This window comes from Erwinia sp. V90_4 (genome assembly GCF_029967685.1).
GTDB classification, from domain to species: Bacteria; Pseudomonadota; Gammaproteobacteria; order Enterobacterales; family Enterobacteriaceae; genus Erwinia; species Erwinia aphidicola.
Window position 1 is genome coordinate 17,279 of record NZ_JASCAQ010000047.1, and the last position, 17,492, is coordinate 34,770.

Sequence of the window (17,492 nt, forward strand, 5' to 3'; positions counted from 1 at the left end):
GCGATAACGGGCGATTGGGATCGCGCTCACAGAACGATTCAAAGAATATGAAACCGGTTGCAGAAACGGGGTTCTTTCGGCTATTTATTAAAAAAACCAGACCGGAGAACAACCATGAATAAGATCTTACTCTGTTGTGCTGCAGGTATGTCCACCAGCATGGTGGTACAGCGAATGGAAAAATCCGCGCAGGAAAAAAATATTGATGTTGAGATCAATGCCGTAGGTTTTGATGAGTTTAACCAGCAGATAGGCAGCTACGACTGCTGCCTGCTTGGCCCACAGATCAAGTACAAGCTGGTAGATTTCAAACCGATCGCCGACAAGCTGCACAAACCGATTGCCGTTATCAACATGATGGATTACGGCATGATGAACGGCGAGAAGATCCTTACCGACGCGCTGGCAATGATTGCCAATAACGGGGCAGCAAAATGAGTCGCCTCAGCGAGAAGCTGTTTGGCGTCATTGAGAACCGCATCAGCCCGATTGCGGCACGCTTATCCAGCCAGCGACACGTGGTGGCGATCAAGGACGGCTTTATCTCCTCGATGCCGTTTCTGATTGTCGGTTCGTTTATGCTGCTGTTCGCTCACCCACCGTTTGGTGCCGACAGCCAGTGGGCATTTGCGCAGTGGTGGCTCGGCATGGTTGAGCGCCACAGCGAACAGATTATGATGCCGTACAACATGACGATGGGCATCATGGCGGTATATATCTGCGCCGCCATCGCTTACAACCTGGCGATCAGCTACAAAATGAACGGCTTTATGGCCGCTTGTCTGGCGCTGATGTCCTTCCTGGTGGTGGCCGCGCCGCAAACTAACGGCGCGTTACCGGTCAGCTCGCTGGGAGGGGAAGGGATCTTCACCGCGATTATTGTCAGCCTCTACGCCACCGAACTGATGCACTTCCTGCAAAAACACAATATCGGTTTTAAGCTGCCGGAACAGGTGCCGCCAAAGATCCGTCAGTCGTTCGATCTGCTGATCCCGATCCTGGCGATCTTCCTGACGCTGTTCCCGCTCAGCCTGCTGGTGCAGGATCAGTTTGGCATGCTGCTGCCGCAGGCGATTATGGCGATCTTCAAGCCGATTATCTCCGCCTCGGATTCACTGCCTGCCATTCTGATTGCGGTGCTGCTGTGCCACCTGCTGTGGTTTGCCGGGATCCACGGCGCGGTGATTGTCGGCGGTATTTTGCAGGCTTTCTGGCTGACCAACCTCGGGATAAACCAGCAGGAGCTGAACGCCGGGCAGCCGATTACCCAGATCTTTATCGAGCCGTTCTGGCAGTTCTTTATCGTGGTCGGCGGTTCCGGTTCCACGATGGGGCTGGTGTTCCTCTACCTGCGCAGCCGCTCGGCGCACTTGCGCTCAATCGGCAAGCTTGGCCTGGTGCCCAGCATGTTCAATATTAACGAGCCGATTATCTTCGGTTCCCCGGTGGTGATGAACCCGCTGCTGTTTATCCCGTTTATTACCGCCCCGCTGGTCAACGCGGTGATCGCTTACGTTGCCACGCGCACCGATTTGGTCAATCACGTGGTGTCGCTGGCACCGTGGACCACGCCCGGCCCGATTGGCGCGGCCTGGTCTACCGGCTGGGATTTCCGTGCGGTGATCCTGGTTGGCGTGCTGATCGTGATTTCCACGCTGATCTACTACCCGTTTTTCAAGATGTACGAGCGCCAGTTACTGGCAGCAGAAGCCCCTGCCCCGTCCGAGGGTGAACTGAAAACAGTGGAGAATGCATGATGGATATGGAAAGCACGGTGATGGAGCTGATCATTAACGCTGGCGAAGCCCGCTCCTGCGCGATGCAGGCGCTGCGCGCAGCCCGCCAGTATGACTGGCTGGAAGCGGACGCGCAGTTGACGGCAGCGACCGCGGCGGCAAAGGCAGCGCATAAGATCCAGACCGCCTTAATCGGTGAGGATGAAGGCGTTGGCAAGCTGCCGATGAACCTGATTCTGGTGCATGCCCAGGACCACCTGATGAACGCCATGCTGTGCCGCGAGCTGGCAGAAGAGATTATCCTGCTGCACCGCGAGATTGCGGCCTTGAAGCACAAGGGCTGAGGCTGCGGGCAGACCGAAAAGAGGGTCAGGCGCGCCTGCCCCGTTAAACACGCAAGGAGAACCGGATGCAATACCCACAGTTAGCGCCCTTCCCTGACGGATTTTTATGGGGAGCGTCCACTTCGGCCTACCAGGTTGAAGGGGCGTCACTTGAGGATGGCAAAGGGCCATCGGTGATTGATAAAGCCAGCTTTGACCCGCGCCTCACCGACTTCACCGTCACCAGCGATCACTACCACCGCTTTAAAGAGGATGTGGCCCTGTTCGCTGAGCTGGGCCTGAAGACTTACCGTCTGTCGATCTCCTGGAGCCGCCTGTTCCCGAACGGCAGCGGCGAGCTGAACGCGAAAGGCGTGGAGTTCTACCAGCAGCTGCTGAGCGAATTGACCCAGCACGGCATTGAACCGCTGGTTACGCTGTACCACTTCGATCTGCCGTGGGCGCTACAGGAGAAAGGCGGCTGGTCCGATCCGGCGACGGTCGACGCCTTCGAGCACTTCGCCCGCACCTGTTTTGAACTGTATGGCGACCGGGTGAAATACTGGCTGACCATCAATGAACAGAACATGATGATCCTGAAAGGCGACGTCATCGGTACGCTGCCGGCCGGAACGCCCGATCCGCATAAAACCCTGTATCAGCAGAATCACCATATGATGCTGGCACAGGCGCGGGCGATGATCGCCTGCCATCAAATGCTACCGGGCGCAAAAATCGGCCCGGCGCCGAATATCTCCTGCGTCTATCCGGCCAGTTCTAAGCCTGAGGATGTGCTGGCGGCCCATAACTTCACCTCTATTCGCAACTGGCTGTACCTCGACCTTGCCTGCCATGGCCGCTACAACACCGTGGCGTGGCGCTTTATGCAGGAGAAAGGCTGGCTGCCAAAGATTAATCCGGGAGATATGGAACTGCTGAAGCAGGCGAAGCCGGACTTTATTGCCTTCAACTACTATGCCTCTGCCACCGTGGCTGCCGCGCAGGATGAGGCGGGCGAAGGCAGCCAGAAGGTGGATCAGCAGATGGCAGGCATCGATAAGGATGTTTACGTCGGCACCAATAACCCGCACCTGAAGAAAAACCAGTTTAACTGGTATGTTGACCCGGTGGGCTTCCGCATTACCGCACGCGAGATTTACGATCGCTACACGCTGCCGCTGATTATTACCGAAAATGGCCTCGGTGCCTTTGATGAACTGACTGCCGACAACAAGGTGCATGATGACTACCGCATCGCCTACCTCAGCGACCACCTGGCACAGCTGCAGCTGGCGATCAGCGACGGCGTGGAGATCTTCGGTTATTGTCCGTGGTCGGCTATCGATCTGGTCAGCACGCATCAGGGCATCAGCAAGCGCTACGGCTTTATCTACGTCAATCGCGACGAGCACGATCTGAAGGATCTGGCGCGCTACCGCAAGAAGAGTTTCAGCTGGTACCAGCGGGTGATCGCCTCGAACGGCGCGAATTTGCATAAAGATATCGGGTATTAAACCCGTAGGGATCGGGCATGCCGATCCCTACGGATTTCTCGGTTTCGCTGGGCGCGGCTCACCCGCCCCCAGCGGATGTTCCACTATTTTGTAGCGGCGAGGCATACCTCGCCCAGGACGTTGTTAATCTCACCAGATAAGGAAAAGGTTATGTCACAGCAGTTACCCAACGATTTTTTATGGGGCGGCGCGGTCGCGGCACATCAGGTTGAAGGCGGCTGGAATGAGGGCGGCAAAGGCCCGAGCATCGTTGACGTATTGTCCGGCGGCTCCCACGGCGTTGACCGCCAGATCACCGACGGCATCGACCCGTCGCTCAACTACCCGAATCACCTGGCGGTAGATTTCTACCATCGCTACAAAGAAGATATCGCGCTGTTCGCCGAGATGGGCTTTAAGTGCTTCCGTACCTCGATTGCCTGGACGCGCATCTTCCCGAAAGGCGACGAGCAGGAGCCAAACGAAGCCGGATTACAGTTCTACGATGACCTGTTTGACGAGCTGCTGAAGCACGGCATTGAGCCGGTGATCACTCTCTCGCACTTCGAGATGCCGCAGCATCTGGTCAAGGAGTACGGCGGCTGGCTGAATCGTAAAGTGGTCGACTTCTTTGTGCGCTACAGCGAAGTGGTGCTGAAGCGCTATCAGCACAAAGTGAAATACTGGATGACCTTTAACGAGATTAACAATCAGCGTAACTGGCGCTATCCGCTGTTTGGCTACTGCAACTCCGGGGTGATTTTTACCGACCACGATAAGCCAGAGCAGGCGATGTACCAGGTGCTGCACCACCAGTTTGTTGCCAGCGCACAGGTAGTGAAGCTGGGCCATGAGATTAACCCGCAGCTGCAGATTGGCTGCATGCTGGCGATTGTGCCGCTCTACCCGTGGTCGTGCCACCCGGACGACGTAATGTTCGCCCAGGAGTCGATGCGCGAGCGCTATCTGTTCGGCGATGTGCATCTGCGCGGCTACTACCCCTCTTACATCCTGAAAGAGTGGCAGCGTAAAGGCTACCAGATCGAGATGCAGCCGGGCGACGAGCAGGTGCTGCGCGACGGCTGTGCCGATTACCTTGGCTTCAGCTATTACATGAGCAATGCGGTGCAGTTCTCCGCCAAGGACAGCGATGATGGCCGCCATATTGAGGGCTTCCCCGGCAGCCGCCCGAACCCGCACGTGAAAGCGTCCGACTGGGGCTGGCAGATTGACCCGGTAGGCCTGCGCTACACGCTGAATGCCTTCTGGGAACGCTATCAGAAGCCGATGTTTATCGTGGAAAACGGCTTTGGCGCTTACGATACCGTGGAAGCCAACGGCGAGATCAACGACGACTACCGCATTGCCTACCTGCAGGCGCATATCGAGCAGATGAAGATTGCGGTGCTGGAAGATGGCGTTGAGCTGATGGGCTACACGCCGTGGGGCTGTATTGACTGCGTGTCGTTCACTACCGGCCAGTACAACAAGCGTTACGGCTTTATTCACGTGGATAAAAACGATGACGGTACTGGCACCCTGGCGCGCGCTAAGAAGAAGAGTTTCGCCTGGTATCAGCGGGTGATCGCCAGCAACGGCGCAGATCTGTAAAGCTGGAAAACATCGGGGCGACCGAAAAAATGGTCGGCCCTGTTACTCTCCCCTCCACATCCTGTAGGGGCCGACCGCTTTTCTGGTCGACCCGCATATCGATGCACAAGGTAAAACGGGCGAGGCATGCCTCGCCCCTGCGAGAAAACTACGCTTTCTTGCCAATCGAACGGTGCAGATCCTGAATGCGTTTCATCGACTTCATGGTTTTTTGCGGCGCCGTGGATGCCACCGACATCACCAGCATCTCCAGACACAGCAGCACCGAACCGTGCAGCGCCACTTTGCCGTTTTCCCCGCCGCGCGGCACGACGATTACCGTATGCGCTTCGCGACTGAAGCGTGAATCCGGCGCATTGGTCAGCAGAATCGCCGGAATACCGAGACGCCGCGCTTCGGCCAGCGTGGTCAGCCCCTCCCGATGCGCCGACTTCTGCCCCATCATGATCAGCACGTCGCCACGCTGCAGGCTCAGCAGCTGTTCTGCCAGCAGAATGCCGGTGCGGTTGAGCGCATAAGCCGGGGTGCCAATGCGCGTCATCATGCGCGCCGTATAGTCCGCCAGCACGCCGGAGGCACCAATGCCGAAAATCGCTATCTGCTGCGCCTCGGCCAGCAGCGCCACGGCCTGCGCCATCGCCAGGCGATTTTTCGGCTCGCTTAATACTTCGCAGGCGCGCTGGTGCCCCTCAATGACGAAATCGATACTGGCATTGATATCGCAGGAGAGCGCGCTGACGGTGGTGTTCATCTTCTCCGCCGAGTTCAGCCCCGGCCCGAGAAAGCCTTCCATCGTCAATTTCACATCGCGCAGGCCAGCAAAACCCAATGCCTGAATGGCGCGGATCACCGTCGCATCGGAGCTTTGCGTGGCGACCGCAATTTCCATGGCCGTATGTTCCAGTACCACGTGGCGATGTTCGTTGATATAGCTGGCAACGGCATACAAACGGGGAGAAAGCTGATGCGCCCGTGCTCGAAAGCGCTCGCCGTACAGATCGGTGCGCCGACGGCTGCCTGGCAGGCTCATTGCGCCTCCGCTTTTTCCGGCAGCGTGCGCCCGGAAAGATGGGATTGAACTTGCGCCACCAGCAGGCCGAGCGAAGCGAATGAGTTAGAGATCACCTCATCGCGCGACAGCAGAATGTAGTGCCCGCTGCGGCAGGCTTTGAGGAAATCACAGAAGCCGGGGATGACCCGGTTCATGTCGGCGATCTCATCTGCTGGCTTACCGCCAGTATCGGCACGCCAGGTATCAAAGACGTAATCGGCATCCAGCTCCGGCAGGCGTTCTGCACTGACATCGATGCGGCCCCCGTCCGGGATGCTGTCGACCAGCGGCGGGAACCTGAACCCGGCATCGCGCAGCACCCGGCCCAGCGAGTGATAGCTGTGATGCACGGTAATTTTGCCGTTGTTAGCCTGGATAACCGACACGCTGATGTGCTGCGTGTCGACGACGTGCTTCAGCTGCGCGATCTGCTGCTGATAGCGGCGTTCGAGGATCGCCAGCTGCGCCTGGGTGCCGGTGAGCTGCGCCAGCTTGCTGTAGATGCGCGGCGCCCCGCCAACCAGATGATCGATGCTGACGGTCGGCGCGATTTTCTCCAGCTGCTCTACCGCCACGTTGCGGCTCGGTTCGGTGATAATCAGGTCCGGTTTGGCGGCGGCAATCGCTTCGATATCCATGTCAGCGCTGCCGATAAACTGGATAGCGGAGTTATCAAAATCGACCCCGGTCAGCAGCCCGCTGGAGCGCAGGAAGTGACTACCGTCCGGGCGCGTTCGGCCGTGGCTGGCCACCGGCGGCGCGCCAAGCTCGATCAGCGGAATCGTGATATCAAGATCGTGCAGTGAGACGATGCGCGTGGGGTGCAGCGGCACGGTCACCGTGCGCCCGAGGTCGTCGGTAAATTGCTGGGTGGGTGCAGCCGCGCCCGCCGAAGCTGCCAGCAGCAGCAGGAAAACAGTGAGAATACGCATCAGATATCCATGAAGTAAGGCTTACAAAATATCGCGCCGCCGCCACAGCAGCAGCAGGAAAAACGGGCCGCCAACCAGCGCCATCACAATGCCCGCCGGAATTTGCAGCGGGGCAAACGCCAGCCGCCCCAGATTATCAGTGACCAGCACCAGCAGAGCGCCAATCAGCGCGCTGCCGCTCAGCAGGGCCACCTGGCCGCCGCGCAGCAGAAAACGCGCCATATGCGGGGCGATCAGCCCGACAAAGCCCAGGCTGCCGACGCAGGAGACGCTGGCCGCCGTCAGCAGCACTGGCGCGAAAAAACGCACCCGCGACAGCCGCTGCAGGCGCACCCCAAGCCCGGTTGCCGCCTGATTGCCAAGCAGCGCCACGTCGGATGCGCGCGCAGTGAGAAACAGGATCAGCGCAGCGGGCAGCGCCCAGGCGAAGGCCACCGTCAGCAGAGGCCAGGTAGCGGCATGCAGGCTGCCCGCCATCCACACCAGCGCCGTCTGCACGTCACGCACGTCGGCAGTGGTGATAAAAACGCCGATGCCCGCGGCAAACAGCCAGGAAACGCCGATGCCGATCAAGATAAAACGCGGCCGTGAGAAGTCGCGCGCCAGCGCCATGACCAGCAGCGCCACCATCACTCCGCCCGCCATCCCCGCCAGCGGTCGCCACAGCAGGCTGAGCGCCGGAAATAACAGGATCAGCGTCAGCACTACCGCGCTGGTGCCCTCTTTCACACCAATCAGGCCGGGGTCGGCCAGCCCGTTACGGGTGATCGACTGCATTGCCGCCCCGGCCATGCCGAGCATCGCGCCGCACAGGGCCGCCATCAGCAGGCGCGGCAGGCGGATATCCCAAACGATATAGTGCTGCTGTACCGGCAGCGGCTGCGGATAAAACAGCGCCCGGCCAATCGCGGAAGCCGGAACCGGCAGCGAGCCTTGCGTCAGGCCGAACGCCAGCAGCGCCACGGCGCAGGCGGCCAGCAGCAGGCCAATCATCAGCAGGCGCGGGCGCAGCAGCAGCGTGCAGCGCGCCATTTGCAGACGGTGGAAACCGACGCGCTGTGCGGCACTTTTCATTTGAAGAACCTTGAGGCAATAAAGATAAATACCGGGGCGCCGACCAGCGCGGTCATCACACCGGTGGCCAGCTCCTGCGGGGCAATCAGCGTGCGCGCGGCAATATCCGCCAGCAGCAGCAGCAGGGCTCCACACAGCGCCGACAGCGGAATACCAGCGCGAATATCATCGGTCATCAGTCGCCGCACGATATGCGGCACCACCAGGCCGATAAAGCCGAGCGGGCCGGCAACCGACACCGCCGCACCACACAGCAGCGCCGCTGCAATCAGCCCCAGCAGACGGGTACGGGCGATATTGACGCCCAGCCCGCTGGCGACAACATCCCCCAGCGCCAGCACGTTAAGATAGGGCGCAATCGCCAGCGCCAGCAGCAGGCCAATCAGCGCAGGCAGCGTAGCCGCCGCCGTCACCGCCCAGCTCAGCCCGGCAAGATCGCCAGCCAGCCAGGTGCGCATGGCCAGCAGAGTCTGCTCGTCGAGGATCAGAATGGCAGCGGTAATGGAGGAGGCAAAGGCCGAGAGCGCTACGCCGCACAGCGTCACCTTCAGCGGCGTCAAACCGCTGCGCCCGGCAGAGGCCAGCAGCATCACGACGGCAAACAGCGCGGCAGCCCCGCAGGCGGCAATCAGCGGGCGGCCAAACAGCATTCCGCCCCAGCTGGCGCCAAGCGCCGAACTGATGATCACCGCCAGCGCCGCCCCGGCATTTAAGCCAAGAATATGCGGCTCGCCGAGCGGGTTGCGGATCACCGCCTGTAACAGCATCCCGGCCACGCCGAGCGCGGCGCCGGTCAGCAGCGCCGCCGCCAGCCGCAGCAGGCGCAGGTCGACAATCACCCTATGGTCAAAGTTGCGCGGGTCATACTCCAGTAACGCCCGCAGCACGGTTGTCGGGCCGATATAGCGCGCCCCCAGCCCGAGATGCACCAGCGAACAGGCCAGCAGCAGCGCCAGCAGGGTCAGCAGCGCGCTGAACGGGCGAGCGCGACGACGGCGCAGGATAGCGGCGAGAGCGCTCATCCGGCAGGTGTCTCGCGGCGGCGAAATGGCATAAAGAGAGGCTTGCCGGTCAGCGGGTTAAGCGACATCTGCACCTCGACGTCGAACACCGTTTTGATCAACTCCGGAGTGCAGCTTTCACCCTCGTTAATCACGCCCGCCAGTCGCCCCTGCTTGAGGAACACCAGCATATCGGCGTAGTTGACCGCAAAGTTAAGGTCATGCAGCACCACCACCACGGTACGGCCATGCAGGCGCGTAAGGTCGTGCAGCAGTTCGAGGATCTCCACCTGGTAGCGCAGGTCGAGGAAGGTGGTCGGTTCATCCAGCAGGATAGTGGCGGTCTGCTGCGCCAGCGCCATGGCGATCCAGCAGCGCTGACGCTGCCCACCGGAGAGGCTGTCGACGGGCTGATGAGCAAACTCCAGCGTGCCGGTCAGGCGCAGCGCCTCTTCCACCGCCTGCTCATCCTGCGCTGACCACTGGCGCATAAACCCCTGCCAGGGAAAGCGCCCGCGCGACACCAGCTCAAACACCGTCAGCCCTTCCGGCAGCAGCGGCGACTGCGGCAGCATGCCGAGCTGGCGCGCTACCGCTTTGGTCGGCTGCTGATGAATGGATTTGCCGTCGAGCCGCACGCTGCCGCCGAGCGGCAGCAGCATGCGCGCCATAGTGGTCAGCAGCGTTGACTTGCCGGAGCCGTTAGCCCCCACCAGTACGGTCATTTTCCCGTGCGGAATGTGCAGGCTGACGCCATTAACAATCAGCTGCTTGCCGTAACCTGCTGACAGCTGGTCAAGGACCATTCCGTGCTCTGCTGGCGCAGTGATTTCATCTGCTGTGTTCTCCACCCGCTGTGGCATTGCTGGCTCCTGCACCGCCACGGCGTGACGGCAGAGCCAGCGCGCGCGTAGGTATCAAATAAAAATAACTCTCATTCGTTTTCTCGATCATGCGTAGAATGACTGTAGTAGTCAAGAACTAATAGCGAGCTGAACTACCGCGCAGGCTCACCCTTTTTATGGAAATAACAGGAAAGATAAATAAATATAATACCTTTAATTTTCAATTAACTAATAAAAAACAACCTCAAATAAAACAGGACAACAATCCGCTTTTATTCTTGTCGGTTTGATTGCTGTTTTTTACGTTTACTACTACATCACTACGTGTTTGAATGATTCTCAATTACATATCCGACTCCCGTTTGCCGGGTCTCACGGATAGCGCTGCGCAGAGACGCAATCATCGGGCAATGACAATAACTCACCATCATCCCCGGAAAGGGGAGAGAATCGCTTGCGGGAAAAAGAACCAATGAAAGAATTATCCTGGCTTCTGGGGAAAAAAGGATCGGCTTTATTTTCACTGATGTTTGTCGGTGCTCTGGCCTCGCCTGCCGCTCTTGCAGCGGAGAAGGAAAGCGCAAAAACTTCAGCGGATGCCAGCGATGGCGGGACGCTGACCGTAGAGGCCAGCGTCGCTGACGCAGACGCGGCAATGACTTCCGGCTATCAGCCGCTCAGCTCCTCCACCGCCACCCTGACCAATATGCCGCTGCTGGATATTCCGCAGGTGGTGAATACCGTCAGCGACCGGGTGATTCAGGATCAGCACGCCACCACGCTGGATGAAGTGCTGAATAACGTCAGCAACGTGGTACAGACCAACACGCTGGGCGGCACTCAGGATGCGTTTGTACGCCGTGGCTTCGGCAGTAATCGCGACGGCTCGGTGATGACTAACGGGCTAAAAACCGTGCTGCCGCGCAGCTTCAACGCCGCCACCGAGCGGGTGGAAGTGTTAAAGGGCCCGGCCTCAACGCTGTACGGCATTCTCGATCCGGGCGGAATGATTAACGTCATCACCAAGCGCCCGCAGACCACTTTTGGCGGCGCGATTGAAGCGACCTCCACCAGCTTCGGGGGCGGTACTGGCAGCGTCGACCTGACTGGCCCGATCGCCGGAACCCGGCTTGCTTACCGCCTGATCGGCTCATATCAGCACGAAGATTACTGGCGTAATTTCGGCAGCGAGCGCAGCAGCTTTATCGCCCCCTCCCTGACCTGGTTTGGCGATGACGCGACGGTAAACGTCTCTTACGCACACCGTAACTACAGCACGCCGTTCGATCGCGGCACTATCTTTGACCTGGATACCGGCCATGCGGTCAACGTCAGCCGCGAAACGCGCTTTGACGAGGCTTACAATATCACCGACGGCGAATCCGACCTCGCGCAGCTCAACACCGAGTACCGCATCAACAATCAGTGGACGGCTAAGTTTGACTACAGCTTCAGCCAGGATAAGTACAGCGATAATCAGGCACGCGTGATGGCCTATGATGCGGCAACCGGCAACCTGACACGCCGCGTCGATGCCACCCAGGGATCGACCCAGCGCCAGCATTCCGCGCGCTTCGACCTGCAGGGCGATGTGGTGATCGGCGGGTTGTATAATGAGATCCTTACCGGGCTGTCGTATGAGAACTACGATCTGCTGCGCACCGATATGATCCGCTGCAAAAACGTTAAAGATTTCAATATCTACAATCCGTCCTACGGCGCAACCGGCAAATGCACCACCGTGTCGGCCTCCGACAGCGACCAGACTATCAAGCAGGTCAGCTATTCCGGCTACGTGCAGGACTCGCTCTACCTGAACGATAAATGGATTGCCGTCAGCGCCATGCGCTACACCACCTTCACCGAATACGCTGGTAAAGGCCGCCCGTTCAACGTCAATACCGACAGCCGCGACAGCCGCTGGGTGCCGAAATTTGGCCTGGTGTATAAGGCCGCACCGAACGTCTCCTTCTTCGGTAACGTCTCGCAGTCATTTATGCCGCAGTACTCTATCGCCAGCTACATCGGCGAGCTGCCGCCGGAAACCGCCACCTCATATGAAGTGGGTGCCAAGTTCGACCTGTTCAGCGGCGTGACCGCTAACGTTACCCTGTTCAACATCGACAAGCGTAACGTGCTGTATACCGACACGGTGAACGGCGAAAGCGTGGCGAAAACCGCCGGAAAAGTGCGTTCGCGCGGCGTTGAGGTCGATGTCGCCGGGGCGCTTACGCAGAACGTTAACGTGATCGCCAGCTACGGTTATACCGATGCCAAAGTGCTGGAAGACCCGGATTATCAGGGCAAGATGCTGCCTAACGTGCCGCGTCACACCGGCTCGCTGTTCCTGACTTACGATTTCCACAACGTCATCGGCGGTAATACGCTGACCGTCGGCGGCGGCGGCCACGCGGTCAGCCGCCGTTCCGGCGACAACGATGAGGATTATTCGCTGCAGGGCTATGCGGTGGCCGATGCGTTTGCCTCGTATAAGATCAAGACGCAGAACCCGGTCACCCTGCAGGTCAATGTGAAGAACCTGTTTGATAAGACTTACTACACCTCGTCTATCGCCAGCAATAATCTGTCCAACCAGATTGGCGACCCGCGTGAAGTGCAGTTTACCGTGAAGATGGATTTCTGATAGCCGCCGATCAACGTAAAAAAGGGCTGCCCGGGAAGCGGACAGCCCTTTATAAAGGCGCTTGCGGTGCCAGCACAGCATCGGCTGCCTGAAAAGGCAGGGATCGCTCCCCGCCTCCAGGTTGCTACTTACCGGATTCGTAAGCCATGAAAGCCGCCACCTCCCTGTCTCCATCTCTGTAGCGAATTTCGCACAGCGACTTTCGCGTCAGCCAGGTGAATATTAACAGTGTGAAACACACGATAAATATGCACCAGATAAGGGTACTGCGTGGCAGTTTCATAGCCGGCTACTCCTTGCCTTGCGGCGGGTAAGAGGCTATCCTGATGTTGGTTGGACATAGGGTGAGCCTCGTGGGTTAATGAAAATTAACTTACGGGGCTTTCTTCTTTCTGCCTCACTACAAACCAGCATCACTACCGGCCACATGAGGCAAAAAGCCTCAAGCGCCGCGCCGACTATAGCGCCATTCCCTCCGGGTTGACAAAGGTTAAATTTCAAAAAAACCTTTCTAATTAGTTAGTTAAATAACCTATTTCGTTAACCGGCATCCACGCCCGGGCCGGGTCGCCGCTGTGATTTGGGCTTAAAAGCCGTAGCGGATTGCGTCCTTGCTCTGCTGCATCAGGCCGTCAATTTTCTCTGAGTACAGCTCCATCCCTTTGCCGTCCCCGGCCTGCGAGCAGGCGCGGCGTTTGGCGTTGTAGGCCTTCATCAATTGCGCCTGGGCAAAGCCCGGCTTACCGTAGCTGGCCATACTCTGCTCCCAGCACTGGATGGCGCTGTCGCCGTCACCCGACTCAGAGAATGCTTTACCCAGTTCGTTAAGCGCGGCGGCGCACTCCTTCGGCGCCAGGCCCTGCTGTAAGATCTTGTCAATTGCGTCCATAAAGCCTCCGGTTAATTAATGGAAGAAGTTAAGGATGTGGCCAAACACCAGACCGACGCCGATCACGTCCGAATCGCTAAAGGTGACGTTCTGGAAGCCGTACTGACCGAGCAGCGGCAGCAGCAGCGCCGGTAACAGGGTAATAAACAGCCCGTGGAACACGCCGCCGATAATCGCCCCGCGCCGCCCGCCAACCGCGTTAGCAAAGATGCCTGCGGTGCCGCCTGCGAAGAAGTTAGTCAGCATGCCCGGCAGGATCATCGCCAGCCCGACCCACGGGAACAGGAACATGCCAATCACCGCGCCGACGGTGGTCGAAATAAAGCCGACAATCACCGCGTTCGGCGCATAGGGGAACAGCACCGGGCAGTCGAGCGCCGGAACCGCATCCGGCACCACGCGCAGGGCGATGCCGCGAAACGCCGGGACGATCTCCGCCAGCAGCAGGCGCACCCCGGCCAGCAGCACGTAAACGCCAACCACAAACTGAATCGACTGCAGGAAGGCGTATACCAGATAGTTGACGCCGTTAGAGGATGCCGCCACCACTTCCGGACCGGCCGCAATCGCCGGGATCAGGTAGATCGGGATCATCACCACCATCATCGACAGATAAGTATCCTGCAGGAAGGAGAGCGCGGGTGGCAGCTCCATATCCTCGGTGCTTTTGCTGACGTCGCCGGTGACTTTAGCGACCCCGGCCTGCACCATATAGCCGATAGTACAGAAGTGGCCGAGGGCGATATCATCACCGCCGGTGATCTTACGCACAATCGGCTGCGCAATCGCCGGCATCAGCACTGCCATCAGCCCGGCAATCACCCCGCCGAGCAGGATCAGTTCCACCCCGCGCAGGCCGCCCATGTAGCCGATAACCGAACAGACGGTCGCCATCCACAGCGAGGCCTGCCCGGTGAGGAAGATATACTTCCAGCGCGTCAGGCGGGCAACCAGGATATTGACGATAAACGCCACCACCATGATCAACGCCGTCTCACGGCCGAGAGTTTGCTGTGCAATCCCGGCGATAGAACCCACATCGGTTACCACGCCGCGCATATTAAAGCCTTTCTGGAATATCTCCCCGAGGAAGGTCAACGTGGCGACAATAATGCTGGCACCGGATAGCAGAACTAAAAAACCCAGTAACGTTTTTAATGTTCCGGTAATGACCTGTCCGGGGCTTTTTTTCAGGGCGATCAGGCCGATCATGGCAATCAATGAAATAAGAATTGACGCCTGCCCCAGTACATCATGGACAATAAAGGTAAGGAAAGACATAATACTCCCCTGTTCACTTATAATCGGATTTAAATGAAAAATTAAATAAGATAGCCTTTCTCTTTAAGGATTGGCTCTAGTTTTGTTTTTATTTCGTTTTTATCCACCAGCCGCTTGAGGTAAATAATGGTGGAGTTAATGGTGTAATGCTGAAACTGTGAACGGAAGTTTTCACCGGTCATGATAATATCAACGCGAGATGAGGTGGCACTGGATATATCACAGTGCGACAGGTCCGCATCGACACCCAGATCTTTTAGCGCCGCTTCAATACTCATTTCGCAGGCAAAGCTGCTGCCAAGCCCGGCGCCACATACCGCCAGAATGGATAATTTTTTCATCAGGCATACCTTAATTAAGTGTCTGTTAGTCCGCGACTACTGACTGCGGGTATGTTGACGGGCATCCCTTCCCCTGACCGCTCCGGGGTTCAGAACTGGCGTAAAATCTCCAGCACTGCTGATGGTTCTCTCGCCTGGCGCAGCCGCTCGACTACGCCATCTTCACAAAACAGCTGTGACAGACTGGCGATCATTTCAATATGAGAATGGCTGTCGACAGCAGCCAGGGCAAATATCACGTACACCGGGTCATTATCTTCACTGCCAAAACTCACGCCCTCTGAAACAATTAATAAAGAGAGCGCGGTTCTGATAACCCCTTCTTCTGGCCGGGCATGCGGCATCGCAATACCTTCACCCAGCACATAATAGGGGCCAATCTGCTTATGCATATCATAAATAGCATTAAGGTATCGGGGTTCCACTGCACCATTATCGATCATCGGCTGCAGCGCAATCTCTACCGCTTTTTGCCAGTTATCAGTATGCGTTAACAGTTTCAGATTACTGTTATTAATCCAGTCGGTTAACATTCGGCTGCCCTTGTTTATTGTTCAGAGAGTTAATTCACTATACTTTCTGTCGAATATTAAAAACGTGATCAAACTGACTTATTGAATAATAAATAATTAAATATCACTCAATTAAAATTAAAGCCATGGCATCAAGCTGGTTATTTCAACCAGTATTCGTCATTAATTTAATTCCTGTGAACCCTCAGGAAAGATCGACTTTAATTATCGGCGATAGTTAAAAGGTTTATTACTCCCGTTCGATGATCTCCCGCACCCACTGGGTTAACTGGCTGAAGTCGATGTCGCTGCGCTGATCGGCCAGCCATACTGGCCCCAGACTCATCGGCTCAGCGCTGTCGGCTAGCAGCTGCAGTTCGGCGACATATTCCGCCCCCGGATGACCCGGCAAGCGTGTATTCAGCCTCGCGGCGTAGCGCTGTGCCGCCAGTTCACCTGGGATCTGGCACCAGATCTCTGCCACCGTTTCAATGCCTGCACCGCAGATAAAGTCTTCGAGATCCGCCTTCGGCTGAAAGCCAAACCACGCATCGACAATAAAGGTGTTCCCCGCAGGTGCCGCCGCAATAATCGACCAAATCGCCTGATAAGCCGCAATACCCAGCTTACGGTTCATCGGACGATCCACGCCGGTCAGCTGGCGCATAAACGGCTCTTTAATCGTGTCCAGCGTCAGCAGCGGCCAGCCGGTTTCCGTTGCCAGACGGGTCGCGATATGGCTCTTGCCCGACGCGGGTACGCCGTTAACCATCACCAGGCGTTTAGCGCCGGGCTGCTGGGCAGTGGGCTGCAGAGTGGACATATCAGGCATGGCTGGTGCTTTCCTCTGTGGTAGTACGCGGCTGGAAATGTTTGCCAATCACCGCCTGGATTTCACGCAGGCGCGGGATAGCCAGCGTCTCCAGCTTTTCACGAGTGACGCGGTGATCGAGCGAGATGCAGTCCTTCCACAGCGCCCGCCCGGCAATCACGCCGGAAGCACCGTTGCTCATCGCATCCGCCACCTGGCCTAAGAAGGTACTGTGATCGACCCCAGCCGAGAGTACCGCCCACGGCACGTCCCCGGCAAGTTCGGTGATCGCCGCACAGTCTTTGGCCGAGCCAGGATAAGGGATTTTCAGCACTTTGGCGCCCAGCTCCAGCGACAGCCTGGTGCCTTCGTAGATCAGCGACGGCACGCGGCTTTTATACGCTTCTTCGCTTTCGTCGGGCAGAGCGTAGGTGAGGAACTCAACCACCAGCAGCAGGTCTTCACGGGCGAAGTCCTCTATACAGTGGCGCAGAATATCGAGGTTATGACCATTGGCGTCCGGGCGATCGGCGCGCAAATAGACCATAATTTTCCCCCCGTTAGCGCCCAGTTCGCGCACGCGGCGGGCGCTGATGCCCTCCACCAGGCGCGAATTGCGGTAGCCTTCCGGCGTGGTGTCAAAGCCGGATGCGTCAAGGCCGATCAGCAGCGCGGTATCGCGGGCAATAATGCCGTCATCAACCAGATCCGGCACCGCGCAGACGGCGTCCACCAGTACGCAAGAGGCCTGGCTGGCAAGATAGCGGGTGATATCGGCTTTAATGCCGCCCAGCTGCTGCTCAGAGATCGCTTTCTGCTGTTCCGGGTCGGCGCTCAGCAGGGTACGCATGGCCCCGCGCTGATCGCAGGCGATCACCAGCATCGCGCCGTTGCTGCCACAAATTTGCTGATAGCCGCGCAGTTCGGAAGTAGACATGTGTGACATAG

General features: G+C 58.0%; 18 protein-coding genes and 1 pseudogene. 6 read left to right on the forward strand and 13 right to left on the reverse strand.

Annotated features, from left to right (window positions below):
- The first annotated feature begins 114 nt into the window (after positions 1-114).
- From QLG07_RS11895 to QLG07_RS11915, 5 genes are all read left to right on the forward strand, one after another.
- On the forward strand, positions 115-438 hold the full coding sequence (locus QLG07_RS11895; protein WP_048914657.1) for a PTS sugar transporter subunit IIB: 324 nt from the start codon (positions 115-117) through the stop codon (positions 436-438).
- Positions 435-1,757, forward strand: coding sequence for a PTS sugar transporter subunit IIC (locus QLG07_RS11900; protein ID WP_133622763.1), 1,323 nt, complete (start codon positions 435-437; stop codon positions 1,755-1,757). The genes QLG07_RS11895 and QLG07_RS11900 overlap by 4 nt, the downstream gene beginning before the upstream one ends.
- A complete protein-coding gene (locus QLG07_RS11905; protein ID WP_048914675.1) occupies positions 1,757-2,080 on the forward strand; it encodes a PTS lactose/cellobiose transporter subunit IIA in 324 nt (107 codons plus the stop codon). The genes QLG07_RS11900 and QLG07_RS11905 overlap by 1 nt, the downstream gene beginning before the upstream one ends.
- A 65-nt stretch (positions 2,081-2,145) precedes the next feature.
- Positions 2,146-3,573: a glycoside hydrolase family 1 protein gene (locus QLG07_RS11910; RefSeq protein WP_048914655.1), complete on the forward strand. Its 1,428-nt coding sequence runs from the start codon at positions 2,146-2,148 to the stop codon at positions 3,571-3,573.
- Positions 3,574-3,723: 150 nt separating this feature from the next.
- Positions 3,724-5,163, forward strand: coding sequence for a 6-phospho-beta-glucosidase (locus QLG07_RS11915; RefSeq protein ID WP_282469283.1), 1,440 nt, complete (start codon positions 3,724-3,726; stop codon positions 5,161-5,163).
- A 148-nt stretch (positions 5,164-5,311) separates the two neighbouring features.
- Here QLG07_RS11915 and QLG07_RS11920 read toward each other — a convergent pair whose 3' ends face one another.
- The 5 genes from QLG07_RS11920 to QLG07_RS11940 are packed head-to-tail and all read right to left on the reverse strand — an operon-like array spanning position 5,312 to position 10,084.
- The gene (locus tag QLG07_RS11920) at positions 5,312-6,193 is read right to left on the reverse strand and encodes a MurR/RpiR family transcriptional regulator (RefSeq protein WP_048914653.1); all 882 of its coding nucleotides are present in this window, start codon (positions 6,191-6,193) and stop codon (positions 5,312-5,314) included.
- On the reverse strand, positions 6,190-7,146 hold the full coding sequence (locus QLG07_RS11925) for an ABC transporter substrate-binding protein (RefSeq protein ID WP_099754409.1): 957 nt from the start codon (positions 7,144-7,146) through the stop codon (positions 6,190-6,192). The genes QLG07_RS11920 and QLG07_RS11925 overlap by 4 nt, the downstream gene beginning before the upstream one ends.
- A gap of 21 nt (positions 7,147-7,167) precedes the next feature.
- On the reverse strand, positions 7,168-8,220 hold the full coding sequence (locus QLG07_RS11930) for an iron ABC transporter permease (RefSeq protein WP_282469284.1): 1,053 nt from the start codon (positions 8,218-8,220) through the stop codon (positions 7,168-7,170).
- The gene (locus tag QLG07_RS11935; protein WP_282469285.1) at positions 8,217-9,242 is read right to left on the reverse strand and encodes an iron ABC transporter permease; all 1,026 of its coding nucleotides are present in this window, start codon (positions 9,240-9,242) and stop codon (positions 8,217-8,219) included. The genes QLG07_RS11930 and QLG07_RS11935 overlap by 4 nt, the downstream gene beginning before the upstream one ends.
- Positions 9,239-10,084, reverse strand: a complete 846-nt coding sequence (locus QLG07_RS11940) for an ABC transporter ATP-binding protein (RefSeq protein WP_048914649.1) — start codon at positions 10,082-10,084, stop codon at positions 9,239-9,241. Before QLG07_RS11940 ends, QLG07_RS11935 begins: the two co-directional genes overlap by 4 nt.
- Positions 10,085-10,538: 454 nt before the next feature.
- On the opposite strand from QLG07_RS11940, the gene QLG07_RS11945 reads away from it, so the two are divergent.
- Positions 10,539-12,710, forward strand: coding sequence for a TonB-dependent siderophore receptor (locus tag QLG07_RS11945; RefSeq protein WP_048914647.1), 2,172 nt, complete (start codon positions 10,539-10,541; stop codon positions 12,708-12,710).
- A gap of 124 nt (positions 12,711-12,834) precedes the next feature.
- On the opposite strand, the gene QLG07_RS11950 is transcribed toward QLG07_RS11945, so the two are convergent.
- From QLG07_RS11950 to QLG07_RS11985, 8 genes and pseudogenes are all read right to left on the reverse strand, one after another.
- On the reverse strand, positions 12,835-12,960 hold the full coding sequence (locus QLG07_RS11950) for a type I toxin-antitoxin system Hok family toxin (RefSeq protein WP_282469293.1): 126 nt from the start codon (positions 12,958-12,960) through the stop codon (positions 12,835-12,837).
- Positions 12,902-13,051 (reverse strand): annotated as a pseudogene (locus QLG07_RS11955) (DUF5431 family protein); the annotation flags it as partial. The pseudogene QLG07_RS11955 and the gene QLG07_RS11950, both read right to left, overlap by 59 nt.
- A gap of 245 nt (positions 13,052-13,296) precedes the next feature.
- Positions 13,297-13,599, reverse strand: coding sequence for a hypothetical protein (locus tag QLG07_RS11960; RefSeq protein ID WP_048914646.1), 303 nt, complete (start codon positions 13,597-13,599; stop codon positions 13,297-13,299).
- 15 nt (positions 13,600-13,614) lie between these two features.
- Entirely contained in the window at positions 13,615-14,880 is a 1,266-nt protein-coding gene (locus tag QLG07_RS11965) for a PTS sugar transporter subunit IIC (RefSeq protein WP_048914648.1), read from the reverse strand.
- Positions 14,881-14,921: 41 nt separating this feature from the next.
- Positions 14,922-15,221, reverse strand: coding sequence for a PTS sugar transporter subunit IIB (locus QLG07_RS11970; RefSeq protein WP_062818079.1), 300 nt, complete (start codon positions 15,219-15,221; stop codon positions 14,922-14,924).
- 89 nt (positions 15,222-15,310) lie between these two features.
- Positions 15,311-15,754 (reverse strand): PTS sugar transporter subunit IIA, encoded by a 444-nt coding sequence (locus QLG07_RS11975; protein WP_099755201.1) that lies wholly within the window; start codon positions 15,752-15,754, stop codon positions 15,311-15,313.
- 229 nt (positions 15,755-15,983) lie between these two features.
- The gene (locus QLG07_RS11980) at positions 15,984-16,565 is read right to left on the reverse strand and encodes an AAA family ATPase (protein ID WP_282469286.1); all 582 of its coding nucleotides are present in this window, start codon (positions 16,563-16,565) and stop codon (positions 15,984-15,986) included.
- Positions 16,558-17,490, reverse strand: coding sequence for a tagatose-bisphosphate aldolase (locus QLG07_RS11985; RefSeq protein WP_048918056.1), 933 nt, complete (start codon positions 17,488-17,490; stop codon positions 16,558-16,560). The genes QLG07_RS11980 and QLG07_RS11985 overlap by 8 nt, the downstream gene beginning before the upstream one ends.
- Positions 17,491-17,492 lie beyond the last annotated feature (2 nt).

What these genes read in the sequence shown, in the direction of transcription:
- QLG07_RS11895 (WP_048914657.1), top strand. Translation starts at nt 115, where the DNA reads ATGAATAAGATCTTACTCTGTTGTGCTGCAGGTATGTCCACCAGCATG.
- QLG07_RS11900 (WP_133622763.1), top strand. Translation starts at nt 435, where the DNA reads ATGAGTCGCCTCAGCGAGAAGCTGTTTGGCGTCATTGAGAACCGCATC.
- QLG07_RS11905 (WP_048914675.1), top strand. Translation starts at nt 1,757, where the DNA reads ATGGATATGGAAAGCACGGTGATGGAGCTGATCATTAACGCTGGCGAA.
- QLG07_RS11910 (WP_048914655.1), top strand. Translation starts at nt 2,146, where the DNA reads ATGCAATACCCACAGTTAGCGCCCTTCCCTGACGGATTTTTATGGGGA.
- QLG07_RS11915 (WP_282469283.1), top strand. Translation starts at nt 3,724, where the DNA reads ATGTCACAGCAGTTACCCAACGATTTTTTATGGGGCGGCGCGGTCGCG.
- QLG07_RS11920 (WP_048914653.1), bottom strand. Translation starts at nt 6,193, where the DNA reads ATGAGCCTGCCAGGCAGCCGTCGGCGCACCGATCTGTACGGCGAGCGC.
- QLG07_RS11925 (WP_099754409.1), bottom strand. Translation starts at nt 7,146, where the DNA reads ATGCGTATTCTCACTGTTTTCCTGCTGCTGCTGGCAGCTTCGGCGGGC.
- QLG07_RS11930 (WP_282469284.1), bottom strand. Translation starts at nt 8,220, where the DNA reads ATGAAAAGTGCCGCACAGCGCGTCGGTTTCCACCGTCTGCAAATGGCG.
- QLG07_RS11935 (WP_282469285.1), bottom strand. Translation starts at nt 9,242, where the DNA reads ATGAGCGCTCTCGCCGCTATCCTGCGCCGTCGTCGCGCTCGCCCGTTC.
- QLG07_RS11940 (WP_048914649.1), bottom strand. Translation starts at nt 10,084, where the DNA reads ATGCCACAGCGGGTGGAGAACACAGCAGATGAAATCACTGCGCCAGCA.
- QLG07_RS11945 (WP_048914647.1), top strand. Translation starts at nt 10,539, where the DNA reads ATGAAAGAATTATCCTGGCTTCTGGGGAAAAAAGGATCGGCTTTATTT.
- QLG07_RS11960 (WP_048914646.1), bottom strand. Translation starts at nt 13,599, where the DNA reads ATGGACGCAATTGACAAGATCTTACAGCAGGGCCTGGCGCCGAAGGAG.
- QLG07_RS11965 (WP_048914648.1), bottom strand. Translation starts at nt 14,880, where the DNA reads ATGTCTTTCCTTACCTTTATTGTCCATGATGTACTGGGGCAGGCGTCA.
- QLG07_RS11970 (WP_062818079.1), bottom strand. Translation starts at nt 15,221, where the DNA reads ATGAAAAAATTATCCATTCTGGCGGTATGTGGCGCCGGGCTTGGCAGC.
- QLG07_RS11975 (WP_099755201.1), bottom strand. Translation starts at nt 15,754, where the DNA reads ATGTTAACCGACTGGATTAATAACAGTAATCTGAAACTGTTAACGCAT.
- QLG07_RS11980 (WP_282469286.1), bottom strand. Translation starts at nt 16,565, where the DNA reads ATGCCTGATATGTCCACTCTGCAGCCCACTGCCCAGCAGCCCGGCGCT.
- QLG07_RS11985 (WP_048918056.1), bottom strand. Translation starts at nt 17,490, where the DNA reads ATGTCACACATGTCTACTTCCGAACTGCGCGGCTATCAGCAAATTTGT.